Origin of the sequence: Caballeronia glathei (assembly GCF_000698595.1) — a bacterium.
GTDB lineage: Bacteria > Pseudomonadota > Gammaproteobacteria > Burkholderiales > Burkholderiaceae > Caballeronia > Caballeronia glathei.
On the sequence record NZ_JFHC01000057.1, the window covers coordinates 12,793 to 35,193 of the forward strand.

A 22,401-nucleotide genomic window follows, 5' to 3' on the forward strand; every position below is an offset into this window, starting at 1 on the left:
CCCTACCGCATCTTCGCCGCCGTCATCTGCTGCAGCGCAATGACGCGATCCATCGCGACGCGGTTCGCGGTCGTCGCGTCGTACATCGCCGCCAGATCCGCCTTCAGCCGCGTGCGCGAGCCGCCGTCGAGATACACCATGTGTCCCGACGGATAGAACGTCGCGGACAGGTTCTGCCGCACGGTCTTGTCGATGAGCGGCATCTGCTGCAGGTCCAGCACCGTCTGATAGAACGGCGTGACGAAGTCGTACATGCCGTTCGCCGCGAGCACCTTCAGGTCGACGTTGAGCGCCATCACGGCGGCGAGATCCCCCGCCGTGTAGAGAATGACGTTGCCCTTCGAGTCCACGCCCTTCTCCGCGCCGGTCGGATCGGTGTGTTTGAAGTCCCAGTTGAGGAACGCCTGGTCGTTCAGGTCGGTGAACGACGAAGTCGACGTGAACTTCAACTGCTCGTCCAGGTAGCTGTTCCACATTGTCGTGTAGACGCCGCTCACCGCCGTCATGGCCGGGTCGTTGCCGCCGGAATTCGGGTCGATCCTCCCCGCGATGCCCGTCGAAATCGCGGTCACGCGGCCGTCGTACGCGCCGAGCGACTGCCCCTTCGACTTCAGCAGCGTGGTGAGGAAGAGCGAGTTGCCGCGGCTGTCGTAGGCGGCGATGTCGAGGCTCCACGCAATCAGCGTCACGCGGTCGATGCCGGTGTAGTCGGAAAGCTTCTGGACCACTTCGTCGTCGGTCTGCGGGAACTTGCGCAGCGCGTTGATGTAGTCGGTGCGCGCGAATTCGGCCACTTCCTCCGCGAACACTTCAAGATTCGCCGGGCGCGGATGCACGCCGAGCTTTCGGTGATACCACGCGTCGGCGGCGGCGGTGGGCAGCGCGCCGACCGGATTGCCCGCCTGCCGGTAGTCGAGAATCGACGATTGCAGCGTGATGCCGTTCAGATCGACGCCGTCCTCGTGCAGCCGGTACGCGAGCACGCAGCTGCGCGCGGTGCCGTACGACTCGCCGAACAGGAACTTCGGCGAATTCCAGCGGTTGTTCTTCGTCAGATAGCGCTTGATGAACTGCTTGATGGAATCGGCGTCCTGATCGACACCCCAGAAGTCGCGGTTCTTGTTCGGCGCGATGGCGGCCGAATAGCCGGTGCCGACCGGATTGATGAAGATCAGGTCGCTCCTGTCGATGAGGCTGTCGGGGTTGTCCTCCATCGCGTAGGGCGCGGGCGGCGTGAAATCGGGCATCGCGGTCTTGATGCGGCGCGGCGCGAACGAGCCGAGCAGCACGAACACCGACGACGACCCCGGCCCGCCGTTATAGAAGAACGTAAGCGGCCGGTTCTCCTCCTTCTCGCCGTCCTTCGTGAACGCGACGTAGAACATCTTGGCGTCGGGCTTCGAGCTGCTCGGATCGACCGTCACGAGATGCCCGACGGTCGCCGTGTAGGCGATCTTGCTGCCGCCCACCGTGACCGTGTGGTGCGTGGTCGCGGCGTTCTCGTCGGCCTCGGTCGCGGCGATCGAGTCGTCCGGGCCGTTGCCGTAGGCGACCGGGTCGAAATAGGGCTGGTCGCGTTTTGTGGCTTTGGCGGCCTTCGCGGCTGCCTGCGGTGCGCCGTCGGCGGAATTCGCTGCGGGTGAATCGTCGGCGTTCATCGTGCTTGCTCCTTGGTGTCGTTGTTGTCGTCGTTGTTGTCGTCGTTGTTGTCGTCGTTGTTGTCGTCGTCGTCGTTCTTGTGGCCGTTCGTCATGGCTTCAGGGCCGCCGCCACGTTCTCGCCAACCGGGCTGCCGAGTCCCGTGCAGGCGTCCCAGCCGGGCGCCGCGGCAAAACTGCCGTTGTTGCCTTCCGTGATGTCGCGGCAGGCGGTCTTCGCGCGATACAGCTTCGGATTGACGAACCCGGCCGGCGCACCCGCCGCCGCGTTGATCCGCGCGAAAAGCGCGGCCCACAGGGGCGCGACCGCGCTCGTGCCGCCGACCACCGTCTCGTCGCCGCCGATCAGCACTTCGTAGCCCGTCAGCGGAGAGGCATCGCCGGCGACATCGGGCACGCCCCGCTTGCCGAGCGCCGTGCGGCCGCCGCCCGCGCGCGCCACCGACAAGCCCTTCTGCCACACCGGCACCGCGAACACGCTGCTCACGCCCCCGCCGCCCGCGCCGCCCTGGGCGCCGTCGTTCCAGACCACTTCGCCCTCGATTCCCTGCGCCGACGCCGCGAGGCTCGTGCCGCCGCACGCAAGCACGTACGGGCTCGCGGCCGGGAAGTCGACGTGATCCGCGCCGTCGCCGACGCCGTCGCCCGAGCCGCTGTCGCCCGACGCCACGCACACCGTCACGCCGAGCGCCGCGGCGGCCTGCAGCACGTCGTTGAACGCGTTGAGCGACTGCGGCGACCACGTCGGTTCCGGCCCGCCCCAGCTGATCGACACAACCGAAGGCTGGTTCGTGGTGTCGTGGATCGCGCGGCTCACCGCGTCGACGAAACCCGCGTCGCTGTTCGGCGCGAAATACACCGCAATCAGCGCGCCCGGCGCGATCGCCCCGGCTATCTCGATATCGAGCGTCACTTCGCTGTCCGGGCCGTTCGGGTTGCCGGTCGGCGCGTTCGTCGCGTCGTCCACGCCGACGGCGACGACCTTCGGCGCCGTCACGCCGAGCTTGGAGAAGTACGCCGACAGGTCGCTCTCCCGATAGCCGCCGCCGAGTTCGATGATGCCGATGCACTCGCCCGCGCCGTCGCCTGCGGGAAAGCCGTAGAGGCGCGCGAGGTCGAGCGGCGAGAACGAGGTGCTCGCCACGCCGCGCGCGGGGCGAAACGGCGGGCGGAAGCGAAAGTGCGGGCGGGCCTGCGGACGGCTGTCGAGGCCGAGCACGGCCGTGACGGCGTCGTGCATCTCGTGGGGCACGTTGACCGGGCCGGTGCGCCCGCGATACTCGCCGATGTTGTGATGCTCGAAGCGTTCGAGCTTGACGTCGAACGCCTTCTGGAACTGCTCGATGGTGCCCTTCAGCACGACACTGCGCGCGGCCGGATCGGCGCGCAGCACGGTGAGCCCGTAGTGCGAGGCGAACGTCTTCACCTTGCCGACGTCCTCATCCGAGGCGCCGAAGCGCCTCGCGAACTCCTCGCGCGAAACCGGCACGGCGGGCGCTTCGCCCGCGTCGATCTTCTGCATCAACTGCCGGAACGCGCCTTCGTCCTGACGCCGCAGCATCACGACGACTTCGATCTCCTCGGCCGGGTTGCACTCGCCGATGCATTTCGCGCCATCGGGATGCGCCTTGTCGCTGCCGGTTACGGGTTGCTTCGCCATGTATCGATGCTCCTCGCCTGCAATGAAGTTCAAGGCTCCGGTGCCGCCGCGTCGCTTTCAGGCTGCCTGCAAGGTCTTTCACCGCGTCGCTTGCCGCGTGTCCTGCCGCCGTGCCTTCCGGCCCCGAATGCAATTCATCCGACCCGTGCAAGCGAACGCAGTTCCTGAGCGCGCCGGATTGCGGATGTTCCCGGCGTGTAACCCGCGTAACGGATTGCGCAAGCCGCTCACTCACGCTCACTCACGCAGATTCACGCGGCCTCACGCCGCTGCGCGACATGCAGGCCCTTGCCGACCGGCACCGTGAACGTGTCGAACTGGCCGGACGCCTCGACTGCCTCGATATACCCCGCGATCTCCCCGGGATGCGAGAGCGCGTTGTCGGCGAGGAGGAGCGCGTCGCCGGCGAGTCTGGGCAGGAGCGCCGCGAGTTGCGCGGGCGCGCTCACGCGATCGGCGTCGAAGAAGACGCAGTCGAACGGGCCGGGAAGCGCTGCGCACAGCGCGCTCGCGTCGCCTTCGAGCACCTGCACGCGTGCGTCGAGCGACGCCGCCGCCAGATTCTCGCGCGCCTGCGCGGCCTTCGCGGCATCGCGCTCGATGCTGACGAGCGGCTCGCCGCCCGTCGCCTGTAATGCGTTCGCAAGCCAGATCGCGCTGTAGCCGTTCGACGTGCCGATCTCCAGCACGCGGCGGCGCTTGCCCGATGTGATCAGCAGCCAGACGAGTTCCGCCGTCGGGCGTTCGAGGTTCAGGAGCTTCTGGCTGCGCTCGGTGGCGCGGGCGTCGTTGTCGGCGGCGAAGCGTTCGAGTTGCGAGACGAGCGCGGCCGTGCGTGCGTCGAGGCGGATCAACTGGTCTCTCCGTTGCGGTGTTCCGGTTTTTTTCAGGCGACGCGCCGGCGGCCGGCGCTCAGCATTCGCGCGCCGCCGTGTCGAAGAATTCGAGCCAGCGCGTGACCTGTCCGTCCTTCATCGTGATGATGTGCACCCATTCCGTTTCGAACGGCTTGCCCGTCGCGCGCACGGTCGCCTTCACGTAGCCGAGCACGACGAAATGGTCCCCCGCGTCGATCACCTCGCGCACCTCGTGCTCGGTCACATCGTCGGATTCGGAGAGCAGCCGGAAATACTCGGCCACTTCCTTGCGGCTCTTCCGCGCGCCGCCGAACGGCACGCTCGCCGGCCCGACCACGCGCCAGTCCACCTCCTCCGCGATGCAGTTCATCACCGCGTCGATGTCGCCGCGGCCGAAAGCCTCGTATGCGCCCTGCAGAATGCCCAACTGCGTGCTCATGACTGCCTCCTGTCGGTGGATGAAGATCCGGCGTGCGCCGGCCCGGGTCCGCTCGATCGGCACGGCTGTCGCACCGCCGCATGATGTGGCGGCGGCGGGCAGAAGCGCGTGCGCTGTCGGGTCGCTGTCGATTTAGGAGCATACGTCGCGGCTTGCACGGCGGCGAGGGTTTATCGACGAAAGGCGTTTGCGCGGGCCGGTTCCGCGAAGCGGCGCGCCCGGGTGCCCGGGCGGCCGCGTCATTGCGGCCGGTCTTCCTGATACTCGGTGCGCCCGTTCGCGGTGAGCCACGGCTCGCGGCGGCGGCACCAGAGCTCGTAGGTCGGCCTGTAGATGCCGGTGCGGTCGAAGGCGCCGAGCGGCACGTCGATTTCCGGCGAACTCAGGTAATCCATGAACGCCACCGATCCGCACACCGGACAAAAGTGGCGCCGCCCCGTCTGCGAGCTTTCCCACACCGACGTGTGCCCCGAAAACTCGACGTCGCCGCGCTCGAAAACCGCATAGACTCCAAACGCCGACCCGTGAATTTTCCGGCAGGTCATGCAGTGGCACAGGCCCACGCGCTGCGGCGCCGCCCTCACGCGAAAGCGCACGGCGCCGCATGCGCAGCCTCCTTCCTGAACCGTATCGAGCGTATTCATGTTCGTCTCCAAGCCGCACATAACGATAGCGTAGCAACCAACGCAGCAAGGCGCGCGCCTTTGCTGCGGGCATTGAGCATCGGCGCGGCGGTTTGCTACGATGGAGCCCCACTTGTCGGAGATGGCACTCATGAGCACCCTGTCCTTGCTGAAGCTGCTGCCCGGCGTTGGGTCCGAATTCGGCCCCTCGGCGTCCGACCTCGTCGCCCACGTGCTGTCGCACGACCGTTTCGATTCGCAGGCGAACGCCGTTTCGCCGCGCGAAACCTTCCGCTCGGTCACCGTCGACGAGGCCATGTCGGACGAATACGTGTTTCCGCTCGGCAAGACGGGCCAGTCGATCGTGCTCTCCGGCTACCGGATCGCGGCCGGTTTTCTCGCCGAGCGCGCCGCCGACGAGTGGCTCGAACTGGCCCACCGGGCGCGCCTCGCGCAGGGACTGCCCGCGAGCCCGCAGGGCAGCGAGCCGCACCTCGCGCCCGATCCCGGGGAAGCCGACCAGCTGCTCGATCGTGCGCTCGAATGCGTCCAGCGGATGCTCGACCCGGTTGCGACGCACCAGCTGATCACGCTCTTCGAGACGCACTATCGGGGCGGCCGGGAGTTCCTGCGACTCACGTGGGAAGGGCTGCCGGAGGACCTCGTGCCCGAGTCGCGGCGGCCGCTCGTCGCGCTTACGGCAGGCGCTGGCCGCGAGAACCGCGAAAAGCGCGACTACGATCCGTACGGCCTCGAAGGCACGAGCGACTACGACGTCGCCCGGCCGCTCGCGTATCGCGAGAAGATCGGGCCGCTCCTCTTCACGATGACGTACCGGCACGAATATCCGCAAGTCGACGACGAACGCCTCGGCACCGCCTTCGCGGTCTTCCACGAGGCGGGCACGGATATCGTCGCGGCGGCGGTCGAGCTGAAGCTCGTCAAGGTGCCGCCGATCCAGAGCAGCGCCGACCTCGTCTACGTGCTCGACACGTACTCCGGCGAGATGCTGTCGCTCGCGCTCGCCGCCACCGAGGCGCTCGGCCCGGAGCGGCTTTGCAGCGTATTCAGCCAGCATCGCGTGATCTACATCAGCATGTGGGAGGTCAGGAAGCCCTGGCGCGGCGAAGGGCTCGGCGTGGCGCTGCTGCACCAGGCGCTGGAGCGGCTGCCGATCGACGTCGACGGCCGGCCGAACGCGTTGTGCGTCGCACCCGAGCCGTACCAGACCGAGATGAAGCATTTCGAGAAGCTGCCCCCCGTGCTGCGCGAGGAGCTGAAGGCGCCCGCCCATCGTCTGCATCAGCATCTGACAAGCTGGCTCGAGCGCTCGAAACTGCCCGTCGCGACGCACTTCTTCGTGCCGATGGCGAAGCACGCCGGCATCGGCTCGGCGGGCGAGAACGCACGGCTCATCGACAGGATCATGGAAAGTGAAGCCTGATTTCCTGCTACTCGTGGTGGACGTGCAGCGAAGGCTCGTGCCGCACATCCACGACGCCGCCACGCTCTCGCGCCATTGCACCGCGCTCGTTCGCGCGGCGGACCTGACCGGCGTGCCGGTGCTCGCCACCGAGCAGAATCCGGGCGGACTGGGCGCGACCGTGGACGGCCTGCTCACGCCGGCGCATCGCGTGATCGCGAAGGACACCTTCGACGCCACGCGCAACGCCGAGTTCATCGCCGCGCTGCCGCCGAAGGAGACGGTGCTTTTCGTCGCGGGCGCGGAGGCGCATGTGTGCGTGCTGCTGTCGGTGCTCGGGCTGCTGCGGCTCGGCTACCGCGTGGAACTGGTCGCGGACGCGCTCGGCTCGCGCAACCCGGTCAACAAGTCGCTTGCGCTCGAGCGCGCGCAGCAGGAAGGCGCCCGCCTCACGACCACCGAAACCGCGATCTTCAACTGGCTCGGCAGCTACCGGCACCCCGCGTTTCGCGAGGCGCTCGCCCTCGTCAAATAGCCGCCAGCCATGCGCCGCGCGCATGGCACGCATGAGCATAAATCGATTGTGACGGGATTTTGGCGTACCTAGAGTGCAGCGATCCCTCCTCACCGCTCAGGCCACTATCATGACGACTCGCGTTTCCCGCCTCGCCAAGCAACTCTGCGCGGCGCTCGCCCTTGCCGCATCCTTCGCGGCGCCCGCGTACGCCGACGCGCTCGACACGATCCAGAAGAGCGGCGTCGTACGCATCGGCGTGTTCATGGATTACCCGCCCTTCGGCTCGATCGGTCCGGACATGAAGCCGCAGGGCTACGACATCGAGATGGCCGACTACCTCGGCCGCGCGCTGAAGGCGAAAGTCGAACTCGTGCCGATCACCGGCGAGAATCGCATGGCCTATCTCGCGACGCACAAGGCCGACATGCTGCTCTCAGTCGGCCAGACGCCTGAGCGCGAGAAGATCCTCGATTTCTCGCGCCCGTACGCGCCGTACTACCTCGCCGTGTTCGGGCCGAAGTCGCTCGCGGTCAAGAACACGGGCGATCTCGCCGGCAAGACGATCTCGGTCGCGCGCGGCACGCTGGAAGACCTGAGCGTGAGCAAGGTCGCGCCGCCCTCGGCCACGATCAAGCGCTTCGACGACCCGAACGGCGCGATTTCCGCGTTCCTGTCGGGGCAGGCGCAGCTGATGGTGGTCGGCAACGACGTCGGCGCGACGATCATCGCGCGCAATCCGCCGATCCAGCCGGAGCAGAAGTTTCAGCTCTTCAGCTCGCCGGACCACGTCGGGTTGAACAAGAACGAGCCGCGCCTGCTGAAGGAAGTCGATGCCGCCATCGCCCAGGCGAAGAAGGACGGCACGCTGAACACGCTCTCGACGAAATGGCTGAAGGCGCCGTATCCCGCGGATCTTTGAGGCGCTGGGCCGGGACCGCATCGTTTTGAAAGAGGCGCCGCTCGCGGCGTCTCTTTTTTTGCTCGCGCCATCTTTCTGCAGACTTTCACGCGCATCCCCTCGCGCGGTCACGCGCGGGGGCCCGTGGCATCGACCGTTAGTTGCTAAATGATCGCATCCGGTTTCCCTTCCCGCGCGTATAACTGAGAACGACGGACGCAATGTCCGCCGCCCGGGACGGCTGAGGGAGAACGATGATGAAGATGTCGACACTGCTCGCGATCTGCACGCTCGGCGCGCTGCCCGCACTGGCGCACGCCCAGACGCCGCCCGATCCCTCCGCTGCGCCCGTGCGCATGGCGCCTGCGCCGACCAACACCGCGATGTCGCCGGAACCCGGGCAGACGCAGGGGCCGCTTACGCGCGCCCAGGTGCGCGCCGATCTCGCGCGGGCCCGCGCCGACGGGTCGATCCCGCCCTTCGGCAATCCCGACCCCTACGGCCCGGGCAGGTGGGGCCCGGGCACGCCGCCGCGATATCCGTCGAACTGACGATCCCTGAAACGGGTTCACCGGATCGTCGCGTCCACGAATCCGGTCACGAAAATGGCGCGCAGCTTTCACCGCTGACAGCGCGATCCTTCGTCTGATGTGCGAACTTGCCGCGCAATGTAGCATTTGCCTGCGAACAACCCGGCTGTACTCGCATCGGGCGGTCGTGCCGGATATGGCACCGGACTTGCTTGCGAGCGATGGGTTGCCACCCGCCGGTCACCGCCGGCGGGCCGCAGAAGCGTTGCACCAGCCAGCGCGCCGACGCGAAGCCTCCCCGCGCCCGACGAGCCAGCCAGCGCACCGCCCTCTCAGACCGAGCGAGGAGCGTCGTATCGCCATGTCTCAAACGAAAGATCCCCACAGCACCGAAACGTCCAGCGAAACACCCGTAGCGGAGAAGCCGTCGCGGCGGCGCTTCCTGCAATCGGCCGCCGCGGCTGCGGCCGTCACGGCGGCGCCGCATGCGCACGCGCAGCAGTCAGGCGCGGCCGCCCCGGCAACGGCCGCGCCGCCGCCCGCTGCCGCGCCGCTGATGCCGGTGCGGCTTGCCATCAACGGCCGTCCATACGAGTTGCAGCTCGAAGCGCGCACGACGCTTCTCGACGCGCTGCGCGAATACGCCGGCCTCACCGGCACGAAGAAAGGCTGCGACCGGGGCCAGTGCGGCGCGTGCACGGTGATCGCCGATGGCAAGCGCATCAACTCGTGCCTCACGCTTGCCGTGATGCACGACGGCGGATCGGTCACGACCGTCGAGGGACTCGCCGCCGGCGACACGCTGAGCCCGATCCAGCAGGCGTTCATCGTGAACGACGCCTTCCAGTGCGGCTACTGCACGCCGGGCCAGCTGTGTTCGGCGACGGCGCTCCTCGACGAATTCCGCGCAGGCGACGCGAGCGCGGTCACGGCGAACGTGCGCGCCCGCCCCCCGCAGCTTTCCGACGACGAAATCCGCGAGCGCATGAGCGGCAACATCTGCCGCTGCGGCGCGTATCCGAACATCGTCGCGGCGGTGAAAGCCGTCGCGGCCAAGGCGTAGGAGCGCGACATGGATGCCATTTCCTACGAACGCGCGACCGACGTCGGCGCGGCGGTCGCGGCGGCAAGCCAGCCGGGCGTGGTCTTCATCGGCGGCGGGACGAACCTGCTCGACCTGATGAAAGGCGGCGTCGCGCGGCCGGTCAAGCTCGTCGACATCACGCATATCAGCGGCATGGACCGCGTGAGCGCCCTCCCCGACGGCGGCCTGCGCATCGGCGCGCTCGTGCGCAACAGCGATGCCGCCAACCACGCCTGGGTGCGGGAGCGCTACCCGCTGCTCTCGCAGGCGTTTCTGGCGGGCGCGTCGGCGCAACTGCGCAACATGGCGACGGTCGGCGGCAACCTGATGCAGCGCACGCGCTGTTATTACTTCTACGACACCGCCTTCGTCCAGTGCAACAAGCGCAACCCGGGCAGCGGGTGCGCCGCGATCGAGGGCAACAACCGGATTCACGCGATCCTCGGCGCGAGCCCCCAGTGCATCGCGACGAACCCGTCGGACATGAGCGTCGCGCTCGCGGCGCTCGATGCCGTCGTGCGCGTCACCGGCCCGCGCGGCGAGCGGGCGATCCCGTTCGCGGACTTCCATCGCCTGGCCGGAGACAGGCCGGACCTCGACACCACGCTGCAGCAAGGCGAACTCATCACGGCCGTCGATCTTCCGCCGCCGCTTTTCGCGCAGCATGCGCACTACCTGAAGGTGCGCGACCGCGCGAGCTACGCGTTCGCTCTGGTGTCGGTGGCCGCCGCGCTGCAGATGGACGGCGGCACGGTGAAAGCCGCGCGGGTCGCACTCGGCGGCGTCGCGCACAAGCCGTGGCGCGCCACCGCGACGGAGCAGGCGCTCACCGGCAAGCCGCTGTCGCGCGACACGCTGCAAGGCGCTGCCGCGCTCGCCGTGCGCGACGCGAAGGCGTACCGCGATAACGGGTTCAAGATCGCGCTCGCTGAGCGCGCGATCGTCCGCGCAGTCGAACAGGCTGGAGGTGTCGCATGAGTGTCATCGGAAAACCGCTCGACCGCACCGACGGCGTGCTGAAAGTCACGGGCCAGGCGCGCTATTCGGGCGAATTCCCGGAAGCGCAGCTGGCGCACGCGGTGCTCGTGACGAGCACGGTCGCGAAGGGACGCATCGCGGCGGTCGATTCGGCCCGCGCCCAGTCGATGCCCGGCGTGCTGCTCGTCATGACGCACCAGAACGCGATGCGCCTGCCGAACGGCGGCATCGCCGACGTGGCGCCGCCCGCGGTGCGCAGGCTCACGCTCCTGCAAACCAACGAGGTGCGCTACAGCAACGAGCCGGTGGCGGTGGTGGTCGCGGATACGCTCGAACGCGCCACCGACGCCGCACGCTACGTGCAGGTGCGCTACGAAGCCACGGCGCCGAACGCCGATTTCCAGCGCGCGAAGCCGCAGGCGTTCGCGCCGGAGAAGATGAACAACCGCCCGGTAGCGACGCAGCGCGGCGACGTCGCCGCCGGTCTGCGCCAGGGCCCGACGCGGCTCGACGCGGTCTACACGACACCCTACGAGCACCACAACCCGATGGAGCCGCACGCGACGCTCGCCCGCTGGGACGGCCCGAACCTCACGCTCTACGACTCCACGCAGGGCGTCTCCGGCGCGCGCAATTCGGTTTCGAAGCTGTTCGGCATCAGCGACCAGAACGTGCGCGTGATCTGCCCGTTCGTCGGCGGCGGGTTCGGCTGCAAGGGCTCGGCGTGGTCGCACGTCGTGCTCGCCGCCATGGCCGCAAAGCAGACCGGCCGGCCGGTGCGGCTCGTGCTCGAGCGTACGCAGATGTTCGGCATGGTCGGCAACCGGCCGTTCACCGAGCAGCGCATCCAGGCCGCCGCCCGCGACGACGGCACGCTCACCGGCATGCGCCACGACTCGATCTCGACCACCTCGACCTTCGAGGACTGGACCGAAACCTCCGCCATTGTCTCGCGCATGCTGTACGCGGTGCCGAACCAGTCGACGTCGCACCGGCTCGTCAGGCTCGACATCGGCACGCCGACCTTCATGCGCGCGCCGGGCGAGACGAGCGGCTCGTTCGCGCTCGAATCCGCGATGGACGAGCTCGCGTACCAGCTGAAGATGGACCCGCTCGCGTTTCGCCTGAAGAATTACGCCGAGATCGAGCCGCAGGACAAGAAGCCGTGGTCGAGCAAGGCGTTGCGCGAGTGCTACCGCGCGGGCGCGGAGAAGTTCGGCTGGGCGCGGCGCACGCCTGCCCCGCGGTCGATGCGCGAGGGCAACACGCTGATCGGCATGGGGCTCGGCACGGCGACGTATCCGGCGAACCGCAACGAGGCGTCCGCGATCGCGCGCATCCTGCCCGACGGCACCGCAATGGTCGCCTCCGGCACGCAGGATCTCGGCACCGGCACGTACACGGTGATGACGCAGGTCGCCGCCGACGCGCTCGGCTTCGCGCCCGAGAACGTGCGCTTCGCGCTCGGCGACTCGTCGCTGCCGAAAGCGCCGGTGTCGGGCGGCTCGCAGTCGGTGGCGAGCGTATCGCCGGCCGTGCGCGCCGCCGCCATCGAGGCGCGCGAGCAGCTCGTCGCGCTGGCGATCGCCGACCCCGGCTCGCCCTTGAGCGGCATGCCCCGCGACGACGTCACCGTCGACAACGGCTGGGTGACGAGCCGCTCGGCGCCGGGAAAGCGCGATCCGGCGGCGGCGGTCATCGCGCGCAACGGCGGACGGCCGATCGAGGCGGTCGCGACCGTCAAGCCGGGAGACGAGAGAAGGCAGTACGCGTTTCACTCGTTCGGCGCGGTGTTCGTGGAAGTGCACGTGGACGCCGATCTCGGCACGATCCGCGTGCCGCGCGTGGTCGGCGTGTACGACGTCGGCACCCTGCTCAACGAAAAGACGGCGCACAGCCAGCTGATGGGCGGCATCGTGTGGGGCATCGGCTCGGCGCTCCTCGAAAAGAGCGATCTCGACACGCGCTACGGCCGCTACACGAACGCGAATCTCGCCGAGTACCACGTGCCGGTGAACGCCGACATCGGCACGATCGACATCTCGTTCACCGGCCCGGGCGATCCGTACATCAATCCGCTCGGGGCGCGCGGCATCGGCGAGATCGGGATCACGGGCGTGGCGGGCGCGATCGCCAACGCGGTCTATCACGCCACGGGCGTGCGCGTGCGCGACCTGCCGCTGACCCTCGACAAGGTGCTGCCGGCGGCGGCCGTCTAGGCGCCGGACGTCGTGCAGGCGCCGCGCGGACGCGAGCCCGCGCGGCGCTTTTTTTCATCTTGCCGGGCGCCTCGACGCGCTGCACAATCGACGCTTCCCTTGCCCGCGAACGACCGGCCATGACCTATGCATCGAATGCGACCGGCATCCTGCTCGCCGCCGGTCTCGGCACGCGCTTCGACCCGTCCGGCCTTCACAACAAGCTGCTCGCAACGCTCGCGGACGGCACGCCGGTCGTGTTCCAGTCGGCGCGGCGGCTGCTTTCGGTCGCGACACAGGTGGTTGCCGTGGTGCGTCCCGGCGCGGAAAAGCTCGCCGACGTGCTGAACGAGGCGGGCTGCGACGTGATCTTTTCCATCGACGCCGAGCGGGGCATGGGCGCGACGCTCGCCGCCGCCGTGCGCGCGACGCCCGAGGCGGAAGGCTGGCTCGTCGCGCTCGGCGACATGCCGTGGATCGAGCCGGCAACGATCGAAGCCGTCGCGCGCCCGCTCGACGAAGGTGCGCCGCTCGTCGCGCCATTTCATCGGGGCAAGCGCGGGCATCCGGTGGGTTTCGGCGCGATACATCGGGCGACGCTTGCCGAGCTCGACGGCGATGCGGGCGCACGCGCCCTGCTGTCGACGCATCTCGTGCGGCGCATCGACGTGAGCGACGCGAACATCCTGCGCGATATCGATTTGCCGAGCGACCTGCAGACGCAGTGAGCCTCAGGCGGCAAGGCCGACCGCCGGCTCCCCTTCGCCCGGCGTGAAGCAGCGCCTGCTCACGTCCACCAGCGTCGCGCCGAACCCCTTCTTCGCGCGGAAATCCGTGCGCGCGCTCGTCACGACGCGCGGCGACGCGCTCCATTCGATCGTCGCGCCCGTCGCGAGCAGCGCCTCGACGAGCGCCACGTCCTCGTCCGCTTCGAGCGGAAGAAAGCCGCCCGCGCGCAGATACGCCCGCGCCGACACGCCCAGGTTCGCGCCGTGGATATGGCGATGGCCGTCCGCGTCGGTATAGGTGCGCCCGAAGTGCTCGCGCACGGCGGCGACATGCGGCGACCAGTCGTACACGCCGATCACGCCGCACACCGCGTCCGCGCAGCAGTCGAGCTGCTGGACGAGCCAGTCGTCGGCGACCGTCGTGTCGGCGTCGGTGAACGCAAGCCAGCGCGCGCCGAGCGCGAGCGCCCGCTCGGCGCCGTGCGCCCGCGCCAGGCCGACGTTGCGCGCGTCGACGTGCGTCACGTCGGCGCCGAGCGCTCGGACGATGGCTTCGGTGTCGTCGGTGCAGCTGTCGAGCACGACGATCACGCGCACGTCCTCCCCCAGAAGCCGGTGATGGACCGCGGCGCGGCGGGCGGACGCGACGCATTCCCCGATATGCGCCGCCTCGTCGTGGGCGGGAATGATGATGCCGAGCATGTTGACTCCGAGTTGTTCGATGGACGGCGACACCGGCCGCGATGCGGGGCTTTCAGCAAGCAGTGTTCCCAGCGTTTCATTCCGTGCAACGGCGGCTGGAACGCCCGCCGCCAAAGGGGTCCGATCGTCCCGAAAAAGTTGCCGCAGGGGCGCTGGCGTCGCTAGAATACTGTATGGATATACAGTACTTTCAGTCCCCTTTTCGAACCCCTTCCGCCAGCTCGTGCCGCCGATGAAAAGCGTCGTCATCGATCCGTCCTTTGCCGCCTGGCGCGGTGCCGCGCGGGATCTGCTCGCGCAGGGCGTGGCGCCGGACGGGCTGCTCTGGCGGGAGTCGCCGGAATCGGCAACCGTGTTCGGCACGGTCGATGCGCTTCCCGCCGGCCCGGGCGCGCCCGCGCCCGTGAAGATCGCCCGCGAGTTCCTGGCGATGCTGGAAACCGCCGCGTGCTTCCGGGCCCGCGACCGCTGGCCGTTCCTGTACCGGGCGCTGTGGCGCTGGACGCAGGGCGACCGCGCGGTCGCCTCGCCCGGCGACCCCGACGGCCGCCGGCTGCACGAGATGATCGATGCGGTGCGCGCTGAGGAGAGCGACATGCAGCGGTTCCTGCGCTTTCGGCATCGCGATCCGTCGCTCGGGCCGCCCGAGTTCATCAGCTGGTTCGAGCCGGTGCACGACCTGCTGGAGCACGCCGCGCTCGGTTTCGCGACGCGCATGGGCAACGCCACGTGGATGATCGCGACGCCGCACGGCGCCGCGTTCTGGGACGGCGCGCTCCTGCGCGTGGACCGCATGAGCGAGCCGGAGCCGAAGCCGACCGAGCTCGCATCGACGGGCGAAGCGGTCAGCGGCGACGCGATCGAGGCACTCTGGCTCGCCTATTACGAGAGCACCTTCGATCCGGCGCGCGCCAACGCGGCCGAGATGGCGTCCCACATGCCGGTGCGCTACTGGAAAAGCCGCCCAGGCGACCCGAGCGACCCGGCGCTGATCGCCCGCGCCGATCCCGGTGCGCGCCGCGACCGGCGTTTGCGCAACGTGCCGCCGGAGATGGAAGTCGCGATCGACATGGAGCCGCACGACGGGCCGTCGATGAAAAAGGCGCCCGCCTCGCTCGCTGCCTGCAAGCGCTGCGCGCTCTGGCGCAACGCGACGCAGCCGGTGCCGGGCGCGGGTCCGGCCAACGCGCGCATCATGCTGGTCGGCGAGCAGCCGGGCGATCAGGAGGACCTTGCGGGCAGGCCGTTCGTCGGCCCGGCGGGCAGGCTGCTCGACGAGGCGATCGGCGAGGCGCAGCTTCAGCGCGAGGCGCTTTACCTGACCAACGCCATGAAGCATTTCAAGTGGGAGTTGCAGGGCAAGGAGCGGCTTCAGCAGCAGCCCGCGCAGCGCGAGCGCGAGGCGTGCCGCTACTGGCTCGACGAGGAGCTGGCGCGCATCGCGCCCAGGGTGGTGGTGGCGCTCGGGGCGACGGCGCTCAAGTCCCTGACCGGGCATCGCACGGCGCTCTCCGAATATCTCGGCAAGACCATCGAGCACAAGGGCCGGCTGATCGTGCCGACCTACCACCCGTCCTACGCGCTGCGCGTGATCGATCCCGGCATCCGGGACGAAGTGTTCGGGACGATCGTCGAGGCGCTGGTGTTCGCGCGCCAGATCGCCGACGGCACCGCGAGCGTCAGGACGCCGTTCAAAGCGTGAGTCCCGCGGGCCTTGTGCCGCGGGTTCCCGCCGGACGGCAACTGCAACAGGACGTAACGGGCGTCAACGTTCCCGCAAGCCGGACGTTATAGGGGCGTCGCGCAGCTTTCGGCGCTCACCGCTCACGAGGCACATCGCTCATATGGCCGCTCTCCCGTTCTCCGCACTCCGTCAAAACGAACAACACGCCGCGCTCGTTCCGAAGTCGGCCGGGCAGCTGAGCGTGGAGCGCGAACGCATCGTGGCGCGCATCGGCATGCTGCTTCACGCGACCATCGCGCTCGCGCTGCTCGGCGTCGCGGCGATCGCGTGGCTGCCGTTTTCGCCGGTGCCCGACGAATTCGTCTTCGGCGCGCAGGAAGTGCTGGCGGTCGCGGTGTTCGCGTCGTGCCTGTTCGTGCTCCACGCACGCACGGAGCTGTCGCTCAGGCTGTACAACTTCGAACCCGTCGAGCAGACGACGCAAGGCGAATTGCGCGCGCTGCTGCATCGCGTGCCGGAGGGCGCGTCGTACCAGAACGCTCTCGCCGCCGACAACCGCACCTTCGTGACCGGCGAAATCGATGCGATCCGCCAGCGCGCGGAAGCGTTCGTGCCGAAGACCCTGCCGGCCGACGACGGCAATACCGAAACCTGAGCCGGACCCGAGCCGGCACGGCCGCCCGCCCGGAATCCACCCGGCCGCTTGCGCGCGCAGGCCGCTCATGCCGGACATCCCGCCGCTGCGCTTCGCGCGCCGCGCTGGCGAGCGCGCCGTGCACGGCGCGCTCATGACGTTCCACGGTTTATTCTCTTGACGATCGCGTCCGCGGTGTCTTCAATACCGGTCAGGTGTTGCTGATGCGTGACTGACGAGTCGCGGCGAGCGGCGGCGACGTCACGCGGCATTCCGGCCGGATGCGTGACACATCGCTGCCGTGCACGAGGCGGCGCCAGTCAGGCTTCACACGATGTCACGAGGCTCCAGGCGATGCCACGCGCTCTCGCACCGAAGCGAACACGCGCAGCGCCGCCGGACCCGCAGGCGCAGCCAGGACCGGCGCGAGGCGCGCATGACAGGGCGCCACTGGCACGAAGCATGCTGCACGACACGCGGCCTTTGAGTATCGCCAGATGTATCGCCAGGTGGCCTCGGCGCGGGGCCGCGACCGGTGCACGTCCGGAATCTTCACGCCAGATGCAGGAGCCACGATGCGAGCCACTCCCCTCACCCCGCTCTCCGACGAGTTCGCGCTCGTCCCGGACGCGCCCGCGGCCCCGCCCGGCATGGCCGCGCAGCCCGGCACCCCCTATGACGAGCTGGTCGCCTTTCACGGCCTCGAGCGGGAGCGCCTCGTGCTGATCCATCCGGGCAGCCACGCCGCCGCGCCCGCGTGGCCCACCGAGCGCTACGCCGAAGTCGCGGACCTGCTCGCCGCCGACGGCTGGCAGATCGCGATCGTCGGCGATGCGCTCGAGCCCGAGCGCACCGGCGCCGTGCTGGGCGCGATGCAGACCGCCGCACTCTTTCTCGCCGGCACGATGACGCCGGAAACACTGACGAGACTGATCGGCGACGCGCGCCTCGTCCTCTCCGACGACGCCGCGCGGCCCTCCCCGGTGGCCGAGGCCCGCGCGCTCGGCACGCCGCAGATCGCGCTCGACGAACGCCACGGCGAGACGACGAGCGACGATGTCGCTGCGGAAGCCCGCGCGGCGCTCGCGCGCGAGAGCGCCGCGCACCCCGGCGACCCGTTCACCCTGCACACGCCCGCGTTCTCCGATGCGGCCTGAGCCCTTCCACTTCCCGAAGACGCGATCATGAACATCCACATGCAGACCAGCCCCGTGCCGAACCCGATCGCCGATCCGAACCGCGATCCGGAAGCCGACCCGCTCACGCCGCCCTCGCCCGGACATCGTCCGGAGGAGCCGCAGCATCCCGACGCCCCGCCCGACAAGGACCCCATCTGACGCGCGGGCAGCGGCGGCCGCGTCTTCTGCGCCCGCCGCCCGCGTTGGAAATTTCTTATTCTGCAGACGATTGCGCGCGAATCGTTTTTCTATGATTTCGCCGATATAAGGGTATTCCCGCCCCTACATCACAGCCGCCGATTGCCGTAATGCGATCATGCGCGGCATCCTCAGCCGCGCCGAACGACATCGGACATTCGAACAGGCGGCTGGCGGAACACATGAACAAAATGACGTTGAATCAGAAGCTCGGCTCGATGATCGCCGTGCTGTGGATCGGCCTGATCGCGATCGGGGTGATCGGGGCGTGGCAAAACCGGGCGTCGATGATCGAGGACCGGCGCGAGCAGTTGACAGCGCTCGTCAACCAGGCGCACAGCGTCGCCGGGCATTTTCAGGCGCTCGCGGCAAACCGCACGCTCAGCGAAGACGAAGCGAAGAAGAAGGCGCTCGAAGTGATCGGGGCGATCCGCTACGGCCGCGACGGATACTTTTCGATCAACGACTCGCGCCCCGTGATGGTGATGCATCCGATGAAGCCCGCGCTCGTCGGGCAGGACCTGTCGAACTTCACGGACCCGCAGGGCAACCGGCTTTTCGTCGATATCGTGAAGGCGGGCAACAACCCCGGCGGCGGCTTCGTGGGCTATCTGTGGCCGAAGCCGGGCAGCGAAGAGCCGGTGTCGAAGCTGAGCTTCTCGCAGCGCTTCGCGCCGTGGGACTGGTATCTCGTCACCGGCATGTACATGGACGACGTGCAGGCCGCCTTCTACACGAGCGCGCTGCGCTGGCTCGCGATCACCGCCGCGCTCGGCGTGCTCGCGACCGTCGCGATGCTGCTCGTGCTGCGCAGCATCAAGCGCAGCCTGGGCGGCGATCTCCAGATCGCGGTGGGCGCGGCGCAGCGCATCGCGCGCGGCGACCTGACGACGCCCGTGCCGGTCGCGGAAGGCGACACGTCGAGCCTGCTCCACGCGCTCGCGAGCATGCAGAACGGGCTGGTCGAGACGGTGTCGCGCGTGCGAAACGGCACGGAGAACATCAACGTCGGCGCGTCGGAGATCGCGGCGGGCAACACCGACCTCTCGCAGCGCACCGAACAGCAGGCGGCGGCGCTCGTCGAGACGGCATCGAGCATGGACCAGATGACCGCCAACGTGAAGCAGAACGCCGACAGCGCGACGCAGGCCGCGCGCCTCGCCGGGCAGGCCGCGGACGTCGCCACGCGCGGCAGCGGCGTGGTCGACGACGTGATCCAGACGATGACGCGCATCACCGAAAGCTCGCGCCAGATCGGCGACATCATCGGCGTGATCGACGGCATCGCGTTCCAGACCAACATCCTCGCGCTGAATGCCGCCGTCGAAGCGGCGCGCGCCGGCGAACAGGGCCGCGGCTTCGCGGTGGTCGCGGCCGAAGTGCGCAGCCTCGCGCAGCGCTCGGCCACGGCGGCGAAGGAAATCAAGGCGCTGATCGAAACCTCGACGCATACCGTCGAAGAAGGCGCCTCGCTCGTGACGAACGCCGGCGCGACGATGGGCGAAATCGTGCAGTCGGTGCGCCGCGTGAACGAGATCCTCGACGAGATCAGCCACGCGTCGCGCGAACAGAGCGCGGGCATCGAGCAGGTGAACCGCGCGGTGGTCGAGATGGACCAGGTCACGCAGCAGAACGCCGCTCTCGTCGAAGAGGCGGCGGCAGCAGCGCACTCGCTGAAGGATCAGGTCGACGTGCTGCGCGACGCGATCGAGAGCTTCTCGCTGCCTGCGTGACCGGAAGGATGCGCATGACGGGCGTTATGCGCATAAAGTTTTATAAGTTTTATCGCGAAAGAAAACGTTCGACGAGGCGGGTCCAGTAGGCGGCGCCGATCGGCAGGTTCTTGTCGTTGAAGTCGTAGTGCGGGTTGTGGACCATGCAGCCGTCCTCGCCCGCGCCGTTGCCGATCCGCAGGAACGTGCCGGGACGCTTTTCCAGCATGAAGGCGAAGTCCTCGCTGCCCATCAGCAGGTCGGCGTTCGCCACCACGTTCTCCTCGCCCACCAGTTCGCGCGCCACCTCCGCGGCGAACTCGGTCTCGTCGTCCGAATTCACGACGACCGGATAGCCCTCCACGTACTCCACCACGGCCTTCGCGCCGTAGCTCGCCGCCTGGGACTGCGCGAGCTCGGTGATCCGCCGCCGGAGCAGCGCGCGCATGTCGGCGCTGAACGAGCGCACGCTCAGTTCCAGCGTGGCGCTGTCCGGGATCACGTTGCTCGCGGTGCCCGCATGCAGCGAGCCGATCGTGACGACGGCCGGCTGCGACGGATCGACGTTGCGCGCGACGACGGTCTGCAGCGCCATCACCACGCTCGCCGCCACGACCACCGGATCGACCGTCAGATGCGGCCGCGCCGCGTGTCCGCCGACGCCCTCGATCGTGATCGTCACGCGGTCGCCCGCCGCCATGAACGCGCCCTTGCGGAACAGGAACACGCCGGGCGGCATGCCCGGATGATTGTGCACGCCGAAGACGGCGTCGCAGGGAAAGCGCTCGAAGAGGCCCTCCGCGATCATCTTCTGCGCGCCGCTCGGCACGCCGTTCTCTTCGGCGGGCTGGAAATACAGATGTACGGTGCCGCTGAAGCGCTTCGTGCGCGCGAGCTGGCGGGCGGCGCCGAGCAGCATCGTCGTGTGGCCGTCGTGCCCGCACGCGTGCATCTTGCCGCGCGTGGCGCTCGCGTAAGGCTTGCCGGTTGCCTCGACGATCGGCAGCGCGTCCATGTCCGCGCGCAGGCCGATGCTGCGCGTGCCGTCGCCCGCTTTCAGCGTGCCGACGACGCCCGTCCCGCCGATCCCGCGCGTGACCTGCCAGCCCCATTCCTCGAGTTTCTGCGCGACGAGCGCCGCGGTCTGCACCTCTTCGAAGGAGAGTTCGGGATGCTGGTGGATGTGGTGGCGGATCTCGCGCAGGGAGGCGGCGTCGTCGGCGAGGTCGGCGAGGTCGGTGTAGCGGGACGTGGCTGTCATGAGAGGGCTCGTTTCTCTTTCACGGGTTGTTTGACGGGAGGTTCGATGCAAATCGCCCTTGGGACGGGCAGTTCGGAAGCCGCGACCGACATGATCCGCCAGCCGCGAAGACTGCGCCAGCTTTCCGGAGCAAGATGCTCCTCGGTTCTGTCATAATGCCAAACCCGGCAAAACGACACTTTTTGCCAACAAATGCCACATATGCCCCACCCGCCACATCAAGCCTCAGATGGAAACTGTCATCGTCCTGCTCGTCCTGTTCTCCGCGCTGCTGCACGCCACCTGGAACGCGTTCCTGCACACGAGCGGCGACCGGATATGGCAACTCGGGATGATGTCGTTTCCTTATCTCGCCGTTTCCGCCGCCGCGCTCGTGTTCCTGCCCGCGCCGGCGGCAGCGAGCTGGCCGTACATCGCGGCGTCGGCGGCGTTGCAGCTCGGCTACTGCGTCGCGCTCGCGGCAGCCTACCGCACGGGCGACTTCGGCCAGATCTATCCGATCGCCCGCGGCTTGTCGCCGTTGCTCGTGTGCGTCGGGGCGCTCGTGTTCGCGGGCGAAGCGTTGAGACCCCTTGCGCTTGCGGGCGTCGCGCTGGTGTCGCTGGGGATCGTGTCGCTCGCGTTCAACCGGCGGCGCCTTGCCGCTGAAAGCGTGCCGGCCGCGCTGCTGACCGGCGCGTTCATCTCGGCTTATACGATCGTCGACGGAATCGGCGTGCGAGTCGCGGGCAACGGCTTCAGCTACATCGCGTGGGTCTACCTGATCTTCAACGTGCCGCTCGCGGCAATGGTCTGGCGGCGCTACGGCGGCGCACGGCGGCTGTTTCTCGACGAACCTCGCCGCGCGCTCCACGGCATGGCGGGCGGCGCGATCGCGCTCGTCGCATACGGGATCGTGATTCAGGCGTTTCGCTACCTGCCGATCGCAATGGTGTCGGCGCTGCGGGAGATGAGCTCGATTTTCGCGGTGCTGATCGGGTGGATGTTCATGCGCGAGCGCCTGACGGCGCGGCGCGTGCTGGCTTGCGTGATGGTGTCGGCGGGGGCGATTCTCATACGGGTTTAGGGCGGGGGCTGGCGCTAAGGGACCGTTCCGAGACAGTGGTCGCCATCGAATTTCAAGAGAAATGAGGATTTCTTCTGTGAACCATGCATTGTTTGATCTTCTGGAACGGCTCGACGCCGCGCGAATACATTACATGCTGGGCCGCCATCGGGCAGAGTCGATTCTGGTTTCCGTCACCCTGGTCGGGCAACGCATCGAGATTGACGTCTTCCGGGACGGGCATCTCGAGATTTCCCGCTTTCTTGGAACAGAGGATATAGAGGGGGGGACGGAACTGGTCGATGACATCATCGCCCGTGCGACGGACTGACCTCCAGCTACGCGGGCAGCGTCTGTTTCTACACAGCGTCGCTCGCGCACCCGCGGAGCCAGT

At 68.5% G+C, this 22,401-nt stretch carries 22 protein-coding genes; 15 read left to right on the forward strand and 7 right to left on the reverse strand.

Translation table 11 applies throughout. From position 1 onward, the window contains the following. Positions 1 to 2: 2 nt before the first annotated feature. From BG61_RS28005 to BG61_RS28025, 5 genes are all read right to left on the reverse strand, one after another. On the reverse strand, positions 3 to 1,658 hold the full coding sequence (locus BG61_RS28005; RefSeq protein ID WP_035937057.1) for a S10 family peptidase: 1,656 nt from the start codon (positions 1,656 to 1,658) through the stop codon (positions 3 to 5). A 91-nt stretch (positions 1,659 to 1,749) separates the two neighbouring features. Beyond that, positions 1,750 to 3,318 carry a S53 family peptidase gene (locus tag BG61_RS28010; protein ID WP_035937054.1) on the reverse strand — a complete coding sequence of 523 codons (1,569 nt, stop codon included), beginning with the start codon at positions 3,316 to 3,318 and terminating at the stop codon, positions 1,750 to 1,752. A 251-nt stretch (positions 3,319 to 3,569) separates the two neighbouring features. Further along, a complete protein-coding gene (locus BG61_RS28015; RefSeq protein ID WP_035937052.1) occupies positions 3,570 to 4,172 on the reverse strand; it encodes an O-methyltransferase in 603 nt (200 codons plus the stop codon). A gap of 58 nt (positions 4,173 to 4,230) precedes the next feature. After that, positions 4,231 to 4,614, reverse strand: coding sequence for a nuclear transport factor 2 family protein (locus BG61_RS28020; protein ID WP_035937049.1), 384 nt, complete (start codon positions 4,612 to 4,614; stop codon positions 4,231 to 4,233). A gap of 239 nt (positions 4,615 to 4,853) precedes the next feature. Then, complete coding sequence (locus tag BG61_RS28025) at positions 4,854 to 5,258, reverse strand: GFA family protein (protein WP_035937160.1); 405 nt, start codon at positions 5,256 to 5,258, stop codon at positions 4,854 to 4,856. Between the two features lie 130 nt (positions 5,259 to 5,388). Here BG61_RS28025 and BG61_RS28030 point away from each other — a divergent pair, with 130 nt between their 5' ends. The 8 genes from BG61_RS28030 (at position 5,389) to BG61_RS28065 (ending at position 13,593) form a co-directional block, all read left to right on the forward strand. Further along, complete coding sequence (locus BG61_RS28030; protein WP_232256367.1) at positions 5,389 to 6,681, forward strand: inositol monophosphatase; 1,293 nt, start codon at positions 5,389 to 5,391, stop codon at positions 6,679 to 6,681. Continuing rightward, positions 6,671 to 7,195: an isochorismatase family protein gene (locus BG61_RS28035; protein ID WP_035937047.1), complete on the forward strand. Its 525-nt coding sequence runs from the start codon at positions 6,671 to 6,673 to the stop codon at positions 7,193 to 7,195. The genes BG61_RS28030 and BG61_RS28035 overlap by 11 nt, the downstream gene beginning before the upstream one ends. A 109-nt stretch (positions 7,196 to 7,304) precedes the next feature. Further along, on the forward strand, positions 7,305 to 8,096 hold the full coding sequence (locus BG61_RS28040) for a transporter substrate-binding domain-containing protein (protein ID WP_035937044.1): 792 nt from the start codon (positions 7,305 to 7,307) through the stop codon (positions 8,094 to 8,096). A 233-nt stretch (positions 8,097 to 8,329) separates the two neighbouring features. Further along, positions 8,330 to 8,626 (forward strand): DUF4148 domain-containing protein, encoded by a 297-nt coding sequence (locus BG61_RS28045; protein ID WP_035937040.1) that lies wholly within the window; start codon positions 8,330 to 8,332, stop codon positions 8,624 to 8,626. Positions 8,627 to 8,966: 340 nt separating this feature from the next. Beyond that, positions 8,967 to 9,668 carry a 2Fe-2S iron-sulfur cluster-binding protein gene (locus BG61_RS28050; protein ID WP_035937038.1) on the forward strand — a complete coding sequence of 234 codons (702 nt, stop codon included), beginning with the start codon at positions 8,967 to 8,969 and terminating at the stop codon, positions 9,666 to 9,668. Between the two features lie 9 nt (positions 9,669 to 9,677). Next, a complete protein-coding gene (locus BG61_RS28055) occupies positions 9,678 to 10,667 on the forward strand; it encodes an FAD binding domain-containing protein (protein ID WP_035937036.1) in 990 nt (329 codons plus the stop codon). Then, positions 10,664 to 12,886, forward strand: a complete 2,223-nt coding sequence (locus BG61_RS28060) for a xanthine dehydrogenase family protein molybdopterin-binding subunit (RefSeq protein WP_035937033.1) — start codon at positions 10,664 to 10,666, stop codon at positions 12,884 to 12,886. Before BG61_RS28055 ends, BG61_RS28060 begins: the two co-directional genes overlap by 4 nt. A gap of 119 nt (positions 12,887 to 13,005) precedes the next feature. Beyond that, positions 13,006 to 13,593, forward strand: coding sequence for a nucleotidyltransferase family protein (locus tag BG61_RS28065; protein WP_035937030.1), 588 nt, complete (start codon positions 13,006 to 13,008; stop codon positions 13,591 to 13,593). Positions 13,594 to 13,596: 3 nt separating this feature from the next. Here BG61_RS28065 and BG61_RS28070 read toward each other — a convergent pair whose 3' ends face one another. Then, entirely contained in the window at positions 13,597 to 14,295 is a 699-nt protein-coding gene (locus BG61_RS28070; protein ID WP_051672822.1) for a glycosyltransferase family 2 protein, read from the reverse strand. Positions 14,296 to 14,527: 232 nt separating this feature from the next. Here BG61_RS28070 and BG61_RS28075 point away from each other — a divergent pair, with 232 nt between their 5' ends. From BG61_RS28075 to BG61_RS28090, 5 genes are all read left to right on the forward strand, one after another. Further along, positions 14,528 to 15,997 (forward strand): UdgX family uracil-DNA binding protein, encoded by a 1,470-nt coding sequence (locus BG61_RS28075; protein WP_035937028.1) that lies wholly within the window; start codon positions 14,528 to 14,530, stop codon positions 15,995 to 15,997. Between the two features lie 142 nt (positions 15,998 to 16,139). Continuing rightward, positions 16,140 to 16,634 (forward strand): hypothetical protein, encoded by a 495-nt coding sequence (locus tag BG61_RS28080; protein ID WP_035937026.1) that lies wholly within the window; start codon positions 16,140 to 16,142, stop codon positions 16,632 to 16,634. A 554-nt stretch (positions 16,635 to 17,188) separates the two neighbouring features. Next, entirely contained in the window at positions 17,189 to 17,770 is a 582-nt protein-coding gene (locus BG61_RS28085) for a glycosyltransferase family 9 protein (protein ID WP_035937023.1), read from the forward strand. Between the two features lie 27 nt (positions 17,771 to 17,797). Further along, positions 17,798 to 17,950 (forward strand): hypothetical protein, encoded by a 153-nt coding sequence (locus tag BG61_RS43365; protein WP_169743320.1) that lies wholly within the window; start codon positions 17,798 to 17,800, stop codon positions 17,948 to 17,950. Positions 17,951 to 18,180: 230 nt separating this feature from the next. Continuing rightward, complete coding sequence (locus BG61_RS28090) at positions 18,181 to 19,722, forward strand: methyl-accepting chemotaxis protein (RefSeq protein ID WP_035937152.1); 1,542 nt, start codon at positions 18,181 to 18,183, stop codon at positions 19,720 to 19,722. Between the two features lie 49 nt (positions 19,723 to 19,771). Here the strand turns inward: BG61_RS28090 and BG61_RS28095 are convergent, their stop codons facing one another. Next, positions 19,772 to 20,962: a M20 aminoacylase family protein gene (locus BG61_RS28095; protein ID WP_035937021.1), complete on the reverse strand. Its 1,191-nt coding sequence runs from the start codon at positions 20,960 to 20,962 to the stop codon at positions 19,772 to 19,774. 229 nt (positions 20,963 to 21,191) lie between these two features. Here BG61_RS28095 and BG61_RS28100 point away from each other — a divergent pair, with 229 nt between their 5' ends. Next, positions 21,192 to 22,028, forward strand: coding sequence for a DMT family transporter (locus BG61_RS28100; protein WP_035937019.1), 837 nt, complete (start codon positions 21,192 to 21,194; stop codon positions 22,026 to 22,028). 76 nt (positions 22,029 to 22,104) lie between these two features. Beyond that, the gene (locus tag BG61_RS43370) at positions 22,105 to 22,338 is read left to right on the forward strand and encodes a hypothetical protein (RefSeq protein WP_035937150.1); all 234 of its coding nucleotides are present in this window, start codon (positions 22,105 to 22,107) and stop codon (positions 22,336 to 22,338) included. Positions 22,339 to 22,401: the final 63 nt, after the last annotated feature.